The following is a 19,101-nucleotide window of genomic DNA, read 5'->3' on the forward strand; positions in this document are numbered from 1 at the left end:
AGCCAAAGCCTTGACTATCATTGAAGACAACGCCCGTGAAATCGCCAGCCTCGCCATGAAGCGTTTCTCCGACAATCAGCGGCAGAGGCTCATGATCGCGATTGCCGGTGCGCCCGGATCGGGCAAATCCACCATCGCCGAACGTGTCGTGAACCTTATTATCAGCGAAAGCGGTATCGCTGCAGCGCTATTTCCCATGGACGGCTATCACTACGACGACGCAGTTCTGGAGGCTATGGGTAGACGCGCCTTCAAGGGTGCGATCGATACCTTCGACGTTCACGGCCTGCGGCACATGCTGGAGCGTCTAAAGGCCAACGAAGACGACGTTATCGCCATTCCTGTCTTTGATCGGTCCATCGAGATCGCGCGCGCCGGCGGCCGGCTCGTTCCGCAATCGGTGGAAATCATCGTCTGCGAGGGCAACTATCTGCTGGCAAAGCAGTCTCCGTGGGACAGGCTGAAATCAATCTTTGATTTCACGGTCTTCGTCGATGTCGAGGAGGATGACCTGCGTGAGCGGCTACGGGCGCGTTGGCGCGGTTTCGGTCTCGATGAGGCCGAAATGGATCGCAAGGTCGAGGAAAACGATCTGCCAAACGGAATCTTCATCATGAAAACCGCCGCCGAGCCCGATCTCAGGCTGAAGAATCCAGGGAGAGAGTGAAGCCCCGAACACCACTTTTGCAATCAAGACAGACATCAAACGACAACAGCGAGAGCCTGCTATGAAACACGGAATCTATTACTCCTACTGGGAACATGAGTGGAGCGCCAAGTTCGGCCCCTATGTAGAGAAGGTCGCCAAGCTCGGCTTCGACGTGATCGAAGTTGCCGCTCATCATATCAATGACTATAGCGATGCCGAACTTGCGACCATCAAGCAAAGCGCCCGCGACAACGGCATCATTCTGACGGCTGGTATCGGTCCATCCAAGTCGAAGAACCTGTCCTCGCCCGATAAAGCTGTACGGGAGGCAGGCAAGGCGTTCTTCGAGAAGACGCTGAGTAATGTCGCCAAGCTCGATATTCACACGATCGGTGGCGCGCTGCATTCCTATTGGCCGATCGACTACTCGCAGCCTGTGGACAAGGAAGGCGACCGTGCACGTGGCGTGGAAGGTATTCACGACATTGCGGATTTCGCCAATGACCTCGGCATCAATCTGTGTATCGAAGTCCTGAACCGCTTCGAGAACCACGTTCTCAACACGGCTGCCGAAGGCGTTGCATTCGTGAAGGATGTTGGCAAGTCCAACGTCAAAGTCATGCTCGACACGTTCCACATGAACATCGAGGAAGACAGCTTTGGCGATGCCATCCGCACTGCGGGCCCTCTTCTCGGTCATTTTCACACCGGTGAGAGCAACCGCCGTGTCCCGGGCAAGGGCAGAATGCCATGGCATGAGATTGGCGCAGCGCTACGGGAGATCAACTATGCCGGCGCAGTCGTCATGGAGCCCTTCGTCAAAACCGGCGGCACGATCGGCTCCGACATCAAGGTCTGGCGCGATCTCACCGAAGGGGCCAGTCCTGCAAAAATGGACGAGGATGCAAGGAATTCCCTCGCCTTCTCACGCTTCGTGTTGGGTTAAACTCGCATACACAAAGCCAGCTTTGCCAAGAATTCTCGACGCATCTAGGCGTGGCTCTTCTGTATGCCTAGACGGCGCACGACGCCAAGCCAGTATATGTTCATGGCTTAGTGATCGCGATGAAGCCGACCAGATGTTTTCGGCTTCATCGACTGCTGTCAATTAAATCGCGGGTCTGAATCTGCCAAATGCACAGGATGCTGTCATTTCCCGATTTTGGGGCCCTTTAGGGGAGATATCACAATCACGTCAAATCCTAACGCGATGTCTTTAATATCTACTCACACAAACCAGAGATGCCCACCGCGGCTCCGGGGCTTTGCACTCCTTCTACTTCTCAAATAGCCGACAGTTGGAAACTATACAGCTGGACCGCGCTTATCCTTTCAAAAGCCACTGCGTTTCAACGCGATGCGACGGGTCCAACGGTGGCATCACCAAGAAGGCCGTGGCGCGATGTCTTCGATGGCTCGAAGCCAACGGGTTCATGACGCGCTCTGTTGTGAGCACGGCACCGTCGCGGTCGTTTACAAAAAACCTTAGACGCGCGTTTGCTACCACCGCATCTAAGGCCAATCCTAAACGGGGCAACGAGCATTCCGTTAGGTCTCAGCCCGAAACGAAGCTTTTGGGGCGAGAGCAGAGTTGTCCCGATTGTTTTCGCGTAGAATCATTGAGCAGAAGCTCTTGAGTGAAGGAGAAAGGATTTTGATCAAGTTATAAAATTTTACTCAGGGGACCGCATCGTAATCTGAAAGAAAGTCCGAGACCGTCTTTAGGCAAAGCTCCTTTTCCTCAACATGCGGCATGTGGCTGGACTCCTCGAAGAGCACCCAGCGGATGTCTGCAACGCGCTCGCGATAGGGACGCACGACTTCCGGTGTGGCTTCATCATAGGCACCGGAAATCAAAAGTGTCGGGGCCTTGATCCGCTCAAGCCGGTCCTCGATCGTCCAGTCTTTCATTGTGCCGATGACGTGAAACTCGGTCGGGCCGTTCATGTTGCGGTAGACGGTGTTGTCCTCATCCATGGCAGCGAACGTACGCGCAACGTCTTCGGGCCAGGGTGTCACCCGGCAGACATGGCGGTCATAGAAAACGCGAGAGGCGGCAACGTAGTCTGGATGCGTCAGCGTGCCGGCCTCCTCATGGGCAAGCAGAATTTCCTGTACGTCGACCGGAAGATCGCGGCGCAGACGATTGGCTTCCGCGACCCAGGTATGCATGTTGGCTGGCGAGTTGGCGATGACCAGCGCCTTTAATCCCTGCGGCTGGCGCACCGCATGTTCCGCGCCAAGCATGCCGCCCCAGGACTGACCGAGGAAAGCGTATCGATCCGCGATGCCAAGGTGGGCCAGTAGCGCATCCAGCTCTTCGAGAAAGAGAGACACTGTCCAGAAATCAGCACCCTTTTCCGGCAGACGGGTCGATTTGCCATTGCCGAGCTGGTCGTAGTGGATCACAGCGCGCCCGTCGAGCGCCGCAACGTCTTTGAAACTATCGACGTAGTCGTGCGTGCAGCCGGGACCGCCATGCGCGACGACCAACGGTAACCTGCCTGCTTTCAGGTCCCCGGTAACACGATACCAAGTCCGATAGTCGCGGAATGAAAGATAGCCTTCACGAGTTTGAACGGATGTCAGTTTGGCGCTCCCTTGGATACGATGATCATGGAGCAGTACGATAGGCGAATGACGGCCGGGGCGGCAGCTATCACAACTGATAGGGTTGGGGTGACCTACAGCATCGGCCCAAAAATCAGAATCGATTCTCGAATTAGCACGATGCTTCGATTCAAAAAGTTAGAGCGCTGCATCCAAACGGACGCACAGCGCTCTAGGCGCGCGGTTGGTCGAACATGCGAAGATGCGCCGCGCGAGCGACCGCCTGCGTGCGGTTCCGCGCGCCGAGCTTGCGAGTTGCGGCGTTGAGATGCATGACCACAGTCGGCACGGCCCTGTCGATCAGGCGGGATATCTCCTTGGCCGAATACCCTTCCGCCGAATAGCGCAGGCATTCGCGCTCGCGCGCGGTCAGGCGCGGCAGGCTGGACAAAGTCCGTTCCCTGCCGATGCGTAGCGCCGCGGTGCGCTGAAAGAGATGTGCCACCAGATTGAAATCGCCCATACAAAGCTGTACGTCGCGCTCCAGCCGCACCGGGTCGCCTGCACGAATGCCGGTAACGGTGGCGTAATCGCCGCCCGGCAGATGGATCGGCACAGTCACTCCCGCCGTCAGTCCTCGTTCCCAGAGAAATTCAGCGACGGGCACGGTTTCTTCGTTCATGAAAGCGTGAATAAGCGTCTTCGCCTTTGGGTCATAGTTCCAAAAGAATGGCCCTGTCGTGCTAAGCGCCACATGCTGCACGGGGTCGTGACGGAAGTAGCCGCGTTGGCACCAATAATCACGCATCGTCTCGTCGACGTTGCGCAGTTCCAGCACAGTCGGGATTATCAGTTGGCCGCTAAGATCATAGCGACCGGGCGTATAATCGTAGATAAGCGTATCGAAGCCATAGTTCTGCATGGCTAGGAAAAGTTGATCGATCTGATCGTCTAGGCTCGTTGCCGCAGCAAACCGCCCTTCGACATCTTTAACGTCCATGCCGACCTCTCGTGGCTCCACGCCCAATTTTAAACCTGCCATTTGGACATCTTCACCCTATCACTTCTGATAGCTAGTGTAGAGCCCGAATTGCTCTAGAAATAATCCTGCATAAATGTTGTGCAGACGCGAGAAAAATCATGTGGCGCAAAATCGAACCGGACGAGAGACACGAGCTGACGATCCAGGGTTATCGAGTCGTAGCCTATGTTTTCGGCGACGGTCCGGAAACCGTGCTTTGCTTGAACGGTGGACCGGGTCTACCTTGCGACTATCTGCGTGAGGCGCATTCCTGTCTGATCGACAGGGGCTTCCGCGTGGTCGCCTTCGACCAGCTCGGCACTGGCGCATCCGAGCGTCCAGAAGACAATGGCCTCTGGACCATTGAACGCTATGTCGAGGAGACGGAAGCAGTGCGCCAGACGCTGGGGCTCGGGCGGGTCCACCTGCTCGGCCATTCGTGGGGCGGATGGCTTGCCATCGACTACACGCTGACCTTTCCGGACGCCGTGAAAAGCTTGATCCTGGCCGATACCGTTGCCGACATGCCGCATCTTGCCAGCGAATTGGAACGTTTGCGTGCCGCGCTCGGATCTGAGACCGTTGCGATGATGCAGGCGCATGAGGCAGCAGGGTCCTATGATCACCCGGAATATCTCGCGGCCATCACCCTTTTGAACTATCGCCATGTATGCCGCCTGTCCGAATGGCCAGCCCCTGTCAACCAGTCGCTGCAAGACTGGAATATGGAACCCTATATGGCCATGCAGGGGCCGAACGAATTCCTCTATATCGGCAATATGAAGGACTGGAACCGCATTCCGGACCTACCGAAGATCAAAGCGCCGGTGCTGATCGTCGTCGGCGAGCACGATGAGCTCACGCCGGCATGCGCGCTGCGTATGAAGAACGCCCTGCCCGACGGCGCTCGGATCAATGTCGTGCGCAATGCCAGCCATATGCCCTTCTACGAAAATCCGGAGGGTTACTACCCGCCGCTGCTCTCCTTCCTGGAGGATGTAAAAGGCTGATGCTACACCGCTATCGCTTCATTCTAGCAAGACCCTTGCAGTTCCTGCCGGTGATCGTCGGTGTTTCCATCATCACCTTCGTCCTGGTCCGGTTGATCCCTGGCGATCCGGCGCGCGTTTTGCTCGGCACCAAGGCGACGCCGGAAGCCATAGCCAATATCCGCTCGCAATTTGGCCTCGATCAACCGATCTGGCAGCAATATTTCTACTTCATCAAAAACCTGATGCATGGAGAGATGGGTCGCTCGATCACCTTCAAGATCGATGTGCTGCAACTCATCGCCAATCGCATCGAGCCGACGCTGGCGCTTGTGTTCTCTTCGGTGCTCCTGTCTGTCCTGATTGCCGTGCCACTGGCAGCTGTCGCTGCGCGTAACGAAGGCCAGCTTGTCGACCACACGGTGCGCGTCGTATCCACTTTCGGGATCGGCCTTCCATCCTTCTGGCTGGCGCTGATGCTGATCCTGCTGTTTTCGGTGAGCATTCCGCTCCTGCCCGTTTCAGGCTACGGCAATACACTGTCAGACAAGCTCACACATCTTGTGCTGCCATCGCTGACTATCGCTTTATCGCTGTCCACAGTGCTGATGCGCTCGCTGCGCGCATCGATGATTGACTGGCTAAAATCTGATGTCGCAACCGCCGCCCGAGCCAGGGGCATGCCCGAGCATGTCGTTTTTTGGCGCCATGTCGTGCCGAATGCCGTGGTTCCGACGATCAATCTTCTGGCCGTCAATATCGGCTGGCTGATCGGCGGAACGGTCGTCGTCGAAAGCGTCTTTGCTTTGCCAGGCATGGGCCAGTTATTGGTGCGGGCTATATTCTCGCGCGATTACATGGTTGTCCAGGGCGTGGCGATGGTGTTTGCCTGTGCCACCGTCCTTGTCAACTTCCTGGCTGACATCGCCACCGTCGCTGCAGACCCGCGGGTGAAGCTATGAGCGGGGGCACGCTCAGGGCCCGCAACGACACGCTCTATGCCGGGCTCGCCATCCTAGGCCTGTTTGTCCTGATGGCACTCCTTGCGCCGCTTGTCGCGCCCTACGATCCGATCTTTCAAGATGCTGGGGCACGGCTCATGGCCCCTGGCCTTGCTCACCCCTTCGGCACTGACAATTTTGGCCGCGATATCCTTTCGCGCGTCATCCATTCGGCACGTGTCGATCTCCAGATGGCGTTGATCGGGGTCGCCTTCCCTTTTGTCATCGGCACGGTCATCGGCGCTGTTTCCGGTTTCCTTGGCGGATTGGTCGATGCAGTCCTGATGCGGCTGATCGACGTGATCCTCGCCTTTCCTTTCCTGGTTCTTATGCTGTCCATCATCGCCATTCTCGGACCGGGCCTCGGCAGCTTCTATATCGCTATGGCGCTGGTCGGCTGGGTGTCATATGCGCGCCTCATCCGCGCGCAGATCCTTGTGCTCAAAAATAGCGATTACGCCATGGCTGCGGAGAGCCTTGGCTTCTCGCGCCCACGCGTCCTTTTCCGCCACCTCCTACCTAATGCGATTGCGGGATCGATTGTTTTTTCCATGTCCGATGTGGTGCTGGTTCTGCTGTCTGGCGCAGCGATCAGCTATCTCGGCCTTGGCGTTCAGCCACCTACGGCCGAATGGGGGGTGATGGTTGCGGAAGGCCAGAGCTTCGTGACGCAGGCCTGGTGGATAACGCTCTTCCCTGGGCTTTCCATCGTCGTACTGGCTTTCGGCTTCTCCCTCATCGGCGATGGGCTGGCCAGGCAACTGGGAGTGAACGGATGACCACATACGTCCTCACCCAAAACCCTCTCCTCTCCGTTTGTGACCTTTCGGTTGCGGTCGAGACGACTGAAGGAAAACGCTCCCTCCTCGACCGGGTTTCCATCGATATCGCGCGTGGAGAGGTTCTAGGGCTCGTCGGGGAAAGTGGTTCGGGCAAGAGCCTGCTCTGCCGCACGCTCGTAGGTTTGATGCCATCGCGCACTATTAACCGCACCGGCGGCTCGATCCTGTTCGACGGACAGGAGCTCTCCGGCACAGACGAGAAGACGCTGCAATCAGTCCGTGGCGACCGGATCGGTATGATTTTCCAAAACCCGGCAAGCCATCTCGATCCGGTCATGCGCATCGGCGACCAGATCCTTGAAGGCATAGTCTATCATCAACATCTTTCGCGTGAGGCGGCGAAGTCGCTGGCACTCGACATCATGGGCCAGGTTGGCTTTACCGATCCGCCCCGCCAGTTTGGCAGCTATGCGCACGAGTTCTCGGGCGGGATGCGGCAAAGGGCGATGATTGCGATTGCGCTTGCCTGCAACCCGGATATCCTGATCGCCGATGAGCCGACAACGGCGCTTGACGTTACAATCCAGGCGCAGATCCTCCATCTTCTGCTGGACCTGCGCGATAAGCGTGGGCTCTCCATCATTCTTGTCACGCACGATCTCGGTGTCGTCGCCCAGACGTGCGACCGTATCGCCGTGATGCGAAACGGTCGTATTGTTGAGACCGGCGAGAAGCGGCAGATCCTGAAGACACCGCAAGCCGAATACACCAAGATGCTGATATCCAGCCATCCGTCCATGCTGGTTGAAGCGGCCAAGGCTACGGATGACGTCGCACGACATGCAGACATTCGACCGCTGATCGAGATCGACGATCTTTCCGTGTGTTTTCCTGCCAGTAGCGGGCTGTTTTCGAAGCGCAAGCACTTCAGTGCCGTAGATGGCATATCGCTCCAGATCTGGCCGGGGGATACGGTCGGCATCGTTGGAGAAAGCGGATCAGGCAAGTCGACGCTGGCTAGGGCTATGCTCGGACTGACGCCCGCCTCGTCCGGCCATGTCAGCTTCGCCGGCGCAAGCCTCCGCCTCCATCATACAAAGGCATTACGCGCGCTTAGAACCCAGGCTGCGATGGTCTTCCAGGACCCTTACAATTCGCTCAATCCACGCATGACGATCGGTGAGACGCTTTCCGAAGTCTTGAAAGTCCAGAAGAAGATTCCCCCCGCCCAGATACCGGAGAGGATAAATGAACTTCTCGATCTCGTGGAATTAGATCGCAGCTTCGCGCAACGCAAGCCGCGCACGATGAGTGGTGGGCAGTGCCAGCGCGCCGGCATCGCTCGCGCACTCGCCATTGATCCACGCGTCATCGTCGCCGACGAATGTATCGCCGCTCTCGACGTCACGATACAGGCCCAGATCGTCGCCCTTTTCCGCAAGCTGGTTGCGACGATGGATCTGACACTGGTGTTTATCGCACATGATCTGCCGGTCGTCCGCTCGCTCTGCCAGCGGGTCGTCGTCATGCACCGAGGCCGCATCGTAGAGGAAGGTTTGTCTGAAGATGTCTTCGCCAGACCATCCGGAGCCTATACGGCCGGTCTCATAGAGGCCATTCCCGATATCGACCCGGACAAGCCGCTGTCGAGACACTCCAAAATATAATAACCACCAGAGGATCGTTCACATGCAGTTTAAAATGACAAAAGCCAAAATCGCCGCCTTCGCCGCCATCCTCTCCTTGTCGGCCTCCTACGCAGAGGCCGCGGGTGTCCTGACCATCGGTCGCAATGAGGACTCCACCACTTTCGACCCGATCAAGTCGGCACAGAACGTCGATAACTGGGTCTTTTCCAACGTCTTTGACGTGCTCGTACGTGTCGATGCCTCGGGGACCAAACTGCTGCCCGGCCTTGCCGAAAGCTGGACTGTTTCCGACGATGGTCTGACCTACACGTTTAAACTGCGTGACGCGAAATTCTCCGATGGCAGCCCAGTTACGGCCGACGACGCTGCTTTCTCGCTGACACGCATCCGTGACGACAAGGGCTCGCTTTGGGCTGACAGTTTTAAGATCATTGATACCGCCACGGCGGCAGACGACAAGACACTGGTCGTCAAGCTGAAAAGCAAGTCGGTACCCTTTATCACCATGATGGCGTTGCCGAATGCTTCCGTCCTGCCGAAGAAGATCGTGGAAGCCAATCCCGACGCCTTTGCCGAAAAGCCAGTCGGCTCCGGCGCCTTCGCGGTTGAAGACTGGAAGCGAGGCGATCGCATCATCTTGAAGAAAAACCCGAATTATTGGGATGCCGGCCATGTCAGCCTCGACGGCGTCGAATGGGTCGTTATTCCCGACGACAATACGCGCATGCTGAACGTCCAAACCGGTCAGATAGACGTGGCGATCACCGTCCCCTTCTCCCGCGTTGCCGAGATGAAGAAGAATCCGGACCTGACAGTGCGCATGGATCCCTCGACGCGTGAAGATCATCTGCTGATCAACCACGAGCACGGCGCACTTGCCAAGAAGGAAGTGCGCGAAGCGCTTGATCTTGCAATCGACAAGAAGGCGATTGTTGAAGCCGCCACGTTCGGCCTCGGCGAAGTCGCCAACTCTTATATCCCGAAGGGTGCGCTTTATCACTATGCCGACAATCTCCAGCGCCCATACGATCCGGAAAAGGCCAAGCAGATGCTGAAAGCGGCAGGTGCCGAAGACTTGACGCTGAACTACATTGTCAACGCCGGTAAGGAGACCGACGAGCAGATAGCGGTCCTCCTTCAGCAGCAACTCGCCAAAGCGGGTGTGACGGCCAATCTGCAGAAGGTCGACTCCAGCCAGAGCTGGGATATGTTGATCGCCGGCGATTACGACATTTCAGTCATGTACTGGACAAATGACATTCTCGACCCTGACCAGAAGACGACCTTCGTACTCGGCCACGACACGAACATGAACTACATGACGCGCTACAAGAACGACAAAGTGAAGGATCTGGTCGCCGCCGCGCGTCTCGAAACGGACCCTGCCAAGCGCGAGGCCATGTATGTCGAGCTACAGAAGACGGCCAAGGCAGACGTGAACTGGATCGACCTCTATTACAGCCCCTATATCAACGTGATGCGCAAGAACGTTTCCAACTTCTACCAGAACCCACTCGGCCGCTTCTTCCTCGAAGACACCGTGAAGAACTGAGCAGATCAAAGGCTTGTCCGCGGAGACTTACTTCTCCGCGGACGACAAATTATGTCCACAAAATTAGGACATCAGAATCGGCTCCCAAAAAGGGCCTTTGATATTCCGATCGATGTCCTGCGAGCCCTGAGCGTGGCTTTCCAAGATCAACGTCCCAAGTAAGCAGATGGTGGCGACAATAGACGTGACATTGCGTCACGCGACGCCATGCGTCCTTGGAAGCTCTTGAGATGAGCTTACTATGCACTCCATCGACTCTATGAAGTGGTAATGCCTGCCCGGAACATCGGGCTACATTGCTAAGTTCGAGGGTCCTCAGTGATGGAGTCACCATGACCTTCCTCGGCCTCGAAGCAGAAATGCTGGCGCGAATACAGTTCGCGTTCACCGTCTCATTCCATTTTCTCTTTCCCGCGTTCTCGATCGGGACAGCGAGCTACCTAGCCGTTCTAAACGCACTATGGCTGTGGAAGCGGGACGAGGCCTACCTGAAGCTCTTCGAATACTGGAAGACTATCTTCGCAGTGACCTTCGCGATGGGCGTCGTGTCTGGGATCGTCATGAGCTATCAATTCGGCACGAACTGGTCCGCGTTTGCAGACAAAGCCGGACCTGTTATCGGACCGCTGATGGGTTACGAGGTCCTGACGGCATTTTTCCTTGAGGCGGGCTTCCTCGGTATCGCGCTGTTTGGCCGCAAGCGTGTTGGCGACACCGCGCATATGGTGGCGGTCGCCATGGTAGCTGTAGGCACGCTGATTTCCGCAACGTGGATCACGTCGGCCAATAGTTGGATGCACACGCCAGCTGGCTTCAGCGTCGACGCGAACGGCGTTTTCGTGCCTGAAGATTGGTGGAGGATCATCTTCAACCCTTCCTTCCCCTACAGAATGACCCACACCGTGCTGGCAGCCTTCCTGACCACAGCCTTTGCCGTGGGCGCGGTCGGCGCCTGGCACTTGCTGAAGGACCGGACGAACCGCCAGGCCCGCATCATGTTCTCGATGGCGATGTGGATGGCGGCGATCGTCACGCCCGTTCAGATTTTCGTCGGCGACCTGCATGGCCTGAACACGCTCGAAAATCAGCCAGCGAAGATCGCAGCTATGGAGGGACACTACGAGACTCATAAGGAAGGCGCCCCTCTTGTCCTCTTTGGCATACCGGACGACGAAGCAGAGACCACTCGCTACGCGATCGAGATTCCCAAGCTCGGCTCGCTGATCCTGACGCACTCGTTGGACGGCGAGATCAAGGGTCTGAAGGAATGGCCGCGCGACCAACGTCCCCCGGCGCTCATGCCGTTCATGACCTTCCGGATCATGGTCGGCCTCGGTTTCCTGATGCTCGGTGTCGGGCTCTGGTCGCTATGGGCCCGCTGGAAAGGAACGCTATATGACACGCCATCGCTTCATCGTGTCGCAGTGGCCATGGGCGGCTCCGGTTTCGTGGCTGTCCTTGCCGGCTGGTACACGACTGAGGTCGGTCGTCAGCCTTGGACGGTCTATGGGCATCTGCGAACTGCACAGAGCCTGTCGCCGGTTTCCGCTCCCGCAGTCGGGACCTCGCTGCTCATCTTCATCACGGTGTATTTTGTCGTCTTCGGCGTGGGCGTCTACTACCTGCTGAAGCTTATGCGACGTCCGCCAACCCCGCTCGACACGGATCAGGAACTTGACGCCGGCCCGATCCGGACCGCAGGCATCGTGCCCGGCGCAACGCAGGATCATTCGCTTGGAGGCCGCCATGGACATTGATCTTTCCTTCGTCTGGGCGGGGATCATCGCCTTCGCCGTCCTCGCCTATGTTGTACTGGACGGTTTCGACCTCGGGATCGGCATCGTCTTCCCGTTCTTCCGAAAGCGTCGCGACCGCGACGTCATGACGAATTCGATAGCTCCCGTCTGGGACGGCAACGAAACATGGCTGGTTCTCGGGGGCGGCGGCCTCATGGCCGTGTTCCCGCTCGCCTACGCAATCATCATGCCAGCGCTCTATATGCCGATCATACTGATGCTGGTCAGCCTTATCTTCCGAGGAGTCGCATTCGAGTTTCGATGGCGAACCCACCATGAATCCCATCTCTGGGATTTTGGTTTCTGGATCGGGTCTTCGCTAGCAGCTCTCATGCAAGGCATTTCTCTCGGCGCACTTGTGCAGGGCGTTGCGGTCGCCGGTAGGCAATACGCAGGCGGCTGGTGGGACTGGCTCACACCCTTCTCAATCCTGACCGGCGTCGCCGTTCTCATAGGCTACGCGCTGCTCGGCGTTACATGGCTCAATCTCAAGACTTCGGGCGATATACAGGCGCGGTCGGCAAAGCTCGCGCGTCCCCTAAGCCTGGCGCTTCTGGCGCTGATTGCCATAGTGTCGCTCTGGACACCGTTCATCAACCGGATCTACTTCGAACGCTGGTTCGCCTGGCCAACCGCCTTTTTCTCGGCATTGGTACCGTTGCTGCTAGCGGCTTGCGCTTTTGCGCTCTGGAGCGGGCTGACCCAAGGGAAGCACCTACAGCCGTTCTTGTCGGCGCTCGGCGTGTTCGTGTTGAGCTTTGTCGGACTTGGGATCAGCTTCTATCCGTACATGATACCCGGTGTCCTGACGATCAAGGAAGCGGCCGCACCAGAGAGTTCGATGAGGTTCCTGCTCGTCGGCGCCATGATACTGGTCCCCATGATCCTTGCCTATACCGCTTACGCCTACTGGGTCTTCCGCGGCAAGATCGATCCGGAAGAAGGATATCACTGATGGCCGAGGCCCTTCGCAAGACCGCCTGGTTTATCGCCCTATGGCTGGCCGGCGTTGGTACTGTCGCGGTGATCGGGCTCGTCATCCGCCTGTTTTTGAAATAGCTCAGCTGCCCTCTCAGTGAAGCATGCGGAAACAGGGGCGATGAGCCACGAGCGAGCTCTAAGGCGACCAGCCGTTTCTTAGAAACGCCGAAGCACTCCGGCTCTCGGCCTCTGCGATAACAGGTGCATTGCAGCGGCGGCCTTGTTTAAAAGCCCCCCGGACTGAGCGCGATGAGGGATGGAATGACGTCGCTTGAGCGATCTTCTTGCAAGAAACGTGATCTAGCGCTTTCACGTTTTAGCCTTACACGCTCTGCAGCATCGGCGCTAAAATCTGAATCGAGCTTCGAAAATCGCGATGGGTACACTAAATTGACCGCATCGCGCGTTAGCGCCTTGAGGTGGTGCGAGGTTCGAGTGCATCCAGTGCATCAGCATTGTCCCTCCCCCAGCCATAGAGCATCTCTACGGGCTCGACGAAACGATTGCCTAAATCGGTCAATCGATATTCGACGGCCGGTGGTCTCGTCGAATGCACATGGCGCGAGACCAGACCTGAACGCTCCATCTCCTTCAAAGTTTGCGTGAGCATTTTCTTTGAGATGCCCGGCAGGCTGCGTTCCAGCACGCCGGTCCTGGCTGCACCTTGGTGAAGCTTGTGCAGCGTATGCAGGATCATGCTCGTCCACTTCGTCGAGAAAAGCTCCAGCACCCGGCGGGGAGCGCAGTCCTCGCGCCACTCTTCCTCATCGCTGCCCGGCCTCATGTAGTCACCTCTTGGTATCTATGTCCCCAACTGGTGCCGTCTGGATGTCGAGCGACTGGATGCCCAACTCTAACGAGATCGCAAGTGGAGTATCATCATGGTTAGAACAGCATTGGTCGTTGGTGCAAGCGGGATCGTCGGCGGCGCGACCTCAGAGCTTTTGCTGAAAGAAGGCTGGAGAGTCTATGGTCTGGCAAGACGTCCAAAGGATCACGCACAGATCATTCCCGTCGCTGCCGACCTGCAGGATGCGCGCCAAACAGCACAGGCGCTGAGCGATGTGAAGCCTGATGCCGTCTTCATCAGCACATGGGCGCGTCAGGAGACCGAGGCAGAAAATATCCGCGTGAACTCGTCCATGGTCCGGAATCTGCTGCATGGTCTGAGCCCGAGCAATCCCAACATGCACGTGGCGTTGGTCACCGGTCTCAAGCACTATCTCGGTCCGTTTGAGGCCTATGGCAATGGCACCTTGCCGCAAACCCCATTTCGTGAAGAACAGGGCCGGCTTGACGTCGAGAACTTCTATTATGCGCAGGAGGATGAGCTTTTTGCTGCCGCCAACCGTGATGGGTTTACCTGGAGCGTGCACCGTCCGCATACAGTCATAGGGCAGGCCGTTGGCAATGCCATGAACATGGGAACAACCCTTGCCGTCTATGCTACCATCTGCCGAGAGACGGGACGTGCTTTCCGCTTTCCTGGGTCTTCGGCCCAATGGAACGGTCTGAGCGACATGACAGACGCCAACCTCTTGGCGAAGCATTTGCTGTGGACGGTAGAGACACCGCAGGCCCACAACGAGGCGTTCAATGTGGTCAATGGAGACATATTCCGCTGGAAGTGGATGTGGGAGCGGATCGCCAACTGGTTTGACATCGAGCCTGCCGAGTTCGATGGCACGATTAGTCCTCTTGCAGAGCAGATGAGTGAGGATGCTGCGATCTGGAGCGACATCGCGAAACGCGACAGCCTGGCGGAGTCCGACATAGACCGCCTCGCATCTCCATGGCACACCGATGCGGATCTGGGGCGTCCCATCGAGGTGGTCACCGACATGGGCAAAAGCCGACGTCTGGGCTTCAGAGAATATCAACCCACAGACGATGCGTTTTTCGCCCTTTTCGAGAGCTTGCGTAAAAACCGCCTTATTCCATGAAGGAGAGGATTGCTGCTAGAGCGCCGGGCGTCCTATTGGACGCCCAAGGGACGCTTACCCTTTTTGAATCGACGCATCGTGCCTTCCGAACATCGAGTCCGATTTTCGGGCCGATGCTGTCGCTCGATCGCGAGATTCTACCGCGCCTTCAAAAGTCACGACAAATTAGTCGAGTGAAAAAGTAAGACCGCGGTGAACAGGCATTAGATGAAGGATAGATCGTGCCGAGGTTTAGCGGAATTGATGAAACTCGGGCAGTTGGAGCTGAACTTTCCTACCTTTGGTGCTGCCGTCAGTTGTGGGACAGCGCCTGCTTCAACATAGATAATTTCCACCCAACAGGGGTGACGGGAATAAACCCGTGACGCCGGGTGTGACGGATCGATCCATTTTCGCTGTCCTTCGTGATCACGAGCCTATCACGACAAACGCGGTTTAGCCCGTGCTTAAATTTCTCAACGACAGGAACGAATGGTGGGGGTTCCAGTTAGGTCTTAGGGGAAACACGAAACGCAACCCCCACGAGAGGAAACCATCATGAAAAAGATCATCCTAGCAGTGGCGCTGCTGAGCGCCACAGCGATGTCTGTTGCTGCCCAGACGTCGGCTCCAGCAACCAGCACAGATGGTAACACGCCTGCAGTCGCGACTCCTGAAACCAAGAATCCGACTGCTCCTGTCGAGGGTGCCAACAGCTTCACCGAAGCGCAGGCAAAAAGCCGCATAGAAGAAGCCGGCTATTCCGACGTCAAGGACCTCAAGAAGGACGACAAGGAAATCTGGATGGCCGCTGGAATGAAGGACGGCAAGTCCGTCATGATCTCCATGGATTACCAGGGCAACATTGTCGCCAAGTAAAGCGGCGTGCATCCGGCGGTGATCTCAAGGCCAGACCTTGGATCACAACTATTTACGCAATCGAGGACAACCCGATGAAAGCTGTAACTGGACTATTCGACGACAATGCGGATGCGCATTCGGCAGTGACTCAACTAGAAGCAGCAGGTGTGCCATCGAATGACATCAGCATCGTCTCGAACAACGCTCATCACCACGATGGCAGCGAATCCAAGGCCGCAGAAGGCGCTGGAACGGGCGCTGGCATAGGTGCAGTTGTGGGCGGTGCAGGTGGTCTGCTGACCGGCCTCGGCCTCATGGCCATCCCGGGTGTCGGCCCTGTCGTGGCCGCCGGTTGGCTCGCAGCGACCGCTGCTGGCGTCGCCGCTGGTGCCGTGGCGGGTGGTGCGGCAGGTGGCATCGTAGGTGCCATGACGGACTCAGGTGTCTCTGAAGAAGACGCTCACGTTTATGCGGAAGGCGTACGCCGTGGCGGCACTATCGTGACCGCAAAGGTGGACGACGGCATGGTTCCGGAAGCGGCAGCTATTCTCAAGCGATCGAACTTGGTCGATCCGGCAGCGCGCCGTGACGCTTACAAGAAAGAGGGTTGGAACCGCTTCGACGACACGCTTGATCCCTATGACGCCGACCAGATCAAGACCGAGCGCGATCGTTACAACCGTCCCGCTCTCTGAACTGACATCGGTAGGGGCTCTTGCCGCTGCCCCCCTGGTTTGCGGGTACCTGCCGCACGCCGGAAATGATTTGGGCCGCTTTCGGGCGGCCTTTTTCCTTAGGGGGGGGAACTCACCACTCCTAAAATGGGCGCCGTCCAAAACCACTCGTGCGACATTGGAATACGTTCGCGATGAGAGAAACTCAAACACTCAGACGCCTCGTTGTGATCAGCGACTTCCAGGACGGGGATGCCTTTTCGGGCGTCGTGCCGTCTATTGAAGAGTTCCAAATGCAATGGCAGAGCGGCGAACGCGGCAAACCCGCATCGCAATGCACAGAGTTGGCTGATGTTCGCGTCGAAGGCGGTTATATTGAACGCCTGCCCCTTGCTTGCGTAAAAGCGGGTCTGGTCGATGTCGTGGAAATTTGGACACATTGGCGCGGTGAGAGCCCTCCCTCGCCGGACATGCGCCAAGCGCCCCTTATCATCCGCCGTGCGTTTCAGATGAACGGACCGGATGCGCCGTTTCACTCCAATGATATGGTGGCCCATCTTGCCACATTCGGCCCGCCGGAAATCCTTTGCATATGGGGCCTTGGCGTCTCACAGGACATATTGAACGCCTGCGGGCCAAGCTATAAAATATATAATTCCATTGATGCCCCTTCTCTACGCATTCCACCAGAGGTGAGTCAGTGCTTCGATCTGATTTTGACTGGAGCTGAATGGCAATCACAGGAGGTGAGGCAACGCCATCCGCAGATGGCAACCACGGTTTTGCCGATCGGACCTGAATTCGCATCAGAAACGCAGTTCTATCCCATTGTTGGACCGAAGCCCTACGACATCGTCTATGTCGCTGCTGCCCAAGCCTACAAACGTCACGACATCCTGTTCGACGCTTTGGAAAAGCTGCCGCGATCGATCCGCAGTCTGTGCGTTTTCGGCTATGGGGAACTGGGCGATGACTTGCGCCAACGTGCGCTTGACCTCGGTATTGACGTTGACTTCATCGGCCCGCCAGGTGTTCCCTTCGCAGAGGTCAACCAACTGATGAACCTCGCCAAGATCGGCGTCGTCTGTGGCATTGATGACGGTGCCCCCGCGATCCTCACTGAATATATGCTGGCCGGTCTTCCTGTTCTCGCCAACAGTCGGCTGCGCTGCGGATTGCAATACATCACTCCCAAGACGGGATGGGCCGCACCGGCAGAAAGCTTTCACGAAGCGATTTTGTTGATGCTGGAAAAACTCGATAATTTTTCTCCCCGGCAAGCCGTGATCGACAATTGGACGTGGCCGCACTCCGTTGAAAAACTGCGCAAAATCATGCGCAGGTCAAAGAGTTAGAAAGTTTCCCCTCGTCCGGAACAAAGCTTATTTCGTCCGGTTCGGTTACGTCCTCAAACCCGGATGCCTCAATGAACCTTTCTAGCTCGATCTCCTCGCAGTCACTTGCAATCAACGAGCGGGAAGCACCGCTCATCTGTTTTTCGCATCTGCGGTGGGATTTCGTCCTACAGCGTCCCCAGCATTTGATGGCCCGCTTTGCGAAGCAGAGAGCTGTCTTCTTCTTCGAAGAATATATACCTACAGACCACCATCTCGCTTACTTTGAAATCCATCCATTCGAGGGCACTACCGTCAAATCGATACGCCCGCGTGTTCCTCATTGGTGGAATGCAGCCGAGCGTAACCTGGCCTTAAGTCGACTTCTGGATGAGTTTCTAGCCATGTCAGGCGCAAGACGGCCAATTCTCTGGTTCTACACGCCCGCGATGTACGAGTTTGCGCGTCATATCGATGCGGCCGCGGTCATTTATGATTGCATGGACGAGCTTGCGAACTTCAGGTTCGCACCGGACCGCATGAGGGACATGGAAGCTGCATTGATGGCGCGGGCCGATGTTGTCTTCACCGGCGGCTACAGCCTTTATGAGGCGAAATGCAAGCAGCATAGCAACATCCACCCGTTCCCATCTGGTGTCGATGTCGATCATTTTCACCAAGCCCGGCAAAGGGTTGTTGAACCGGCCGATCAGCAAGCCATCTCCGGCCCAAAGCTTGGTTATTACGGCGTCATCGATGAGCGTCTGGACCTCGAACTCATTGCAGCCCTGGCTGCGGCAAAGCCGGATTATTCCTTCATTTTCATCGGACCGATCGCCAAGATCGCGCCGGAGGATTTGCCGAGGGCACAGAATATCCACTATCTCGGACAGAAACATTACGGCGAATTGCCAGCCTATGTCTCAGGCTGGGACGCTGCCCTCATGCCTTTCGCATTGAACGGTTCCACCCAATTCATCAGCCCTACGAAGACACCAGAATATCTGGCCGCCGGTCGTCCTGTGATCAGCACGGCGATCAAGGATGTCATCCGTCATTATGGAGAGGTGGAAGGGGTTTTTATCGCCAGCGATCCGCAGCATTTTGCGCAAGCCTGCGACGATGCTCTGTTGCTGGCAAGAAGCGGCAACGCATGGTGGAAACCTGTCGATCAGATGCTGGAAGGTTCGTCCTGGGACAAGACATTCCTGGCGATGGAGGGGCTCGTGGACGGCGTCATTTCCAGCACCGGTTTTGCCCATATGCAGGCTGCTAAAGGCACCTCGCGGAAGACAGCTGCCAGCAAACCAATTATCCTCGGCGAAGTCGTAGGCGTGCCC

General features: G+C 57.0%; 16 protein-coding genes and 1 pseudogene. 14 read left to right on the forward strand and 3 right to left on the reverse strand.

What is annotated here, in order from left to right; all coding sequences use genetic code 11:
* Positions 1-10: 10 nt before the first annotated feature.
* Together ACTJKV_RS15350 and ACTJKV_RS15355 are read left to right on the forward strand one after the other, a co-directional pair.
* On the forward strand, positions 11-667 hold the full coding sequence (locus tag ACTJKV_RS15350) for a nucleoside triphosphate hydrolase (RefSeq protein ID WP_440599018.1): 657 nt from the start codon (positions 11-13) through the stop codon (positions 665-667).
* Positions 668-728: 61 nt separating this feature from the next.
* Positions 729-1,595, forward strand: a complete 867-nt coding sequence (locus ACTJKV_RS15355) for a D-psicose 3-epimerase (protein ID WP_112519751.1) — start codon at positions 729-731, stop codon at positions 1,593-1,595.
* Between the two features lie 731 nt (positions 1,596-2,326).
* On the opposite strand, the gene ACTJKV_RS15360 is transcribed toward ACTJKV_RS15355, so the two are convergent.
* Together ACTJKV_RS15360 and ACTJKV_RS15365 are read right to left on the reverse strand one after the other, a co-directional pair.
* Positions 2,327-3,238, reverse strand: a complete 912-nt coding sequence (locus tag ACTJKV_RS15360; protein ID WP_112519750.1) for a proline iminopeptidase-family hydrolase — start codon at positions 3,236-3,238, stop codon at positions 2,327-2,329.
* Positions 3,239-3,431: 193 nt separating this feature from the next.
* Positions 3,432-4,199, reverse strand: coding sequence for a LuxR family transcriptional regulator (locus ACTJKV_RS15365; RefSeq protein ID WP_440599019.1), 768 nt, complete (start codon positions 4,197-4,199; stop codon positions 3,432-3,434).
* Positions 4,200-4,339: 140 nt separating this feature from the next.
* On the opposite strand from ACTJKV_RS15365, the gene ACTJKV_RS15370 reads away from it, so the two are divergent.
* The 7 genes from ACTJKV_RS15370 (at position 4,340) to cydB (ending at position 12,944) form a co-directional block, all read left to right on the forward strand.
* The gene (locus tag ACTJKV_RS15370; protein WP_112519748.1) at positions 4,340-5,230 is read left to right on the forward strand and encodes a proline iminopeptidase-family hydrolase; all 891 of its coding nucleotides are present in this window, start codon (positions 4,340-4,342) and stop codon (positions 5,228-5,230) included.
* Positions 5,230-6,171: an ABC transporter permease gene (locus ACTJKV_RS15375; protein WP_440599020.1), complete on the forward strand. Its 942-nt coding sequence runs from the start codon at positions 5,230-5,232 to the stop codon at positions 6,169-6,171. The genes ACTJKV_RS15370 and ACTJKV_RS15375 overlap by 1 nt, the downstream gene beginning before the upstream one ends.
* Positions 6,168-6,989, forward strand: a complete 822-nt coding sequence (locus ACTJKV_RS15380; RefSeq protein WP_440599021.1) for an ABC transporter permease — start codon at positions 6,168-6,170, stop codon at positions 6,987-6,989. The genes ACTJKV_RS15375 and ACTJKV_RS15380 overlap by 4 nt, the downstream gene beginning before the upstream one ends.
* Positions 6,986-8,659: a dipeptide ABC transporter ATP-binding protein gene (locus tag ACTJKV_RS15385; RefSeq protein WP_440599022.1), complete on the forward strand. Its 1,674-nt coding sequence runs from the start codon at positions 6,986-6,988 to the stop codon at positions 8,657-8,659. Before ACTJKV_RS15380 ends, ACTJKV_RS15385 begins: the two co-directional genes overlap by 4 nt.
* 34 nt (positions 8,660-8,693) lie before the next feature.
* Positions 8,694-10,193 (forward strand): ABC transporter substrate-binding protein, encoded by a 1,500-nt coding sequence (locus tag ACTJKV_RS15390; protein WP_438370957.1) that lies wholly within the window; start codon positions 8,694-8,696, stop codon positions 10,191-10,193.
* 332 nt (positions 10,194-10,525) lie between these two features.
* A complete protein-coding gene (locus ACTJKV_RS15395) occupies positions 10,526-11,950 on the forward strand; it encodes a cytochrome ubiquinol oxidase subunit I (RefSeq protein ID WP_440599023.1) in 1,425 nt (474 codons plus the stop codon).
* Complete coding sequence (gene cydB, locus ACTJKV_RS15400; RefSeq protein WP_440599024.1) at positions 11,940-12,944, forward strand: cytochrome d ubiquinol oxidase subunit II; 1,005 nt, start codon at positions 11,940-11,942, stop codon at positions 12,942-12,944. Before ACTJKV_RS15395 ends, cydB begins: the two co-directional genes overlap by 11 nt.
* 432 nt (positions 12,945-13,376) lie before the next feature.
* Here cydB and ACTJKV_RS15405 read toward each other — a convergent pair whose 3' ends face one another.
* A complete protein-coding gene (locus ACTJKV_RS15405; protein ID WP_112519742.1) occupies positions 13,377-13,754 on the reverse strand; it encodes a winged helix-turn-helix transcriptional regulator in 378 nt (125 codons plus the stop codon).
* Between the two features lie 97 nt (positions 13,755-13,851).
* On the opposite strand from ACTJKV_RS15405, the gene ACTJKV_RS15410 reads away from it, so the two are divergent.
* From ACTJKV_RS15410 to ACTJKV_RS15430, 5 genes and pseudogenes are all read left to right on the forward strand, one after another.
* On the forward strand, positions 13,852-14,913 hold the full coding sequence (locus ACTJKV_RS15410) for an SDR family oxidoreductase (protein WP_440599025.1): 1,062 nt from the start codon (positions 13,852-13,854) through the stop codon (positions 14,911-14,913).
* Between the two features lie 537 nt (positions 14,914-15,450).
* On the forward strand, positions 15,451-15,771 hold the full coding sequence (locus ACTJKV_RS15415) for a PepSY domain-containing protein (RefSeq protein WP_440599026.1): 321 nt from the start codon (positions 15,451-15,453) through the stop codon (positions 15,769-15,771).
* 74 nt (positions 15,772-15,845) lie between these two features.
* The gene (locus ACTJKV_RS15420; protein ID WP_440599027.1) at positions 15,846-16,448 is read left to right on the forward strand and encodes a hypothetical protein; all 603 of its coding nucleotides are present in this window, start codon (positions 15,846-15,848) and stop codon (positions 16,446-16,448) included.
* A gap of 173 nt (positions 16,449-16,621) precedes the next feature.
* Entirely contained in the window at positions 16,622-17,782 is a 1,161-nt protein-coding gene (locus tag ACTJKV_RS15425; protein WP_440599028.1) for a glycosyltransferase family 4 protein, read from the forward strand.
* A gap of 71 nt (positions 17,783-17,853) precedes the next feature.
* A pseudogene (locus ACTJKV_RS15430) lies at positions 17,854-18,993 on the forward strand (glycosyltransferase family 1 protein); the annotation flags it as partial.
* Between the last annotated feature and the right edge of the window lie 108 nt (positions 18,994-19,101).

The sequence above is a fragment of the Agrobacterium sp. 22117 genome, from assembly GCF_052045735.1.
Lineage (GTDB): Bacteria > Pseudomonadota > Alphaproteobacteria > Rhizobiales > Rhizobiaceae > Agrobacterium > Agrobacterium cavarae.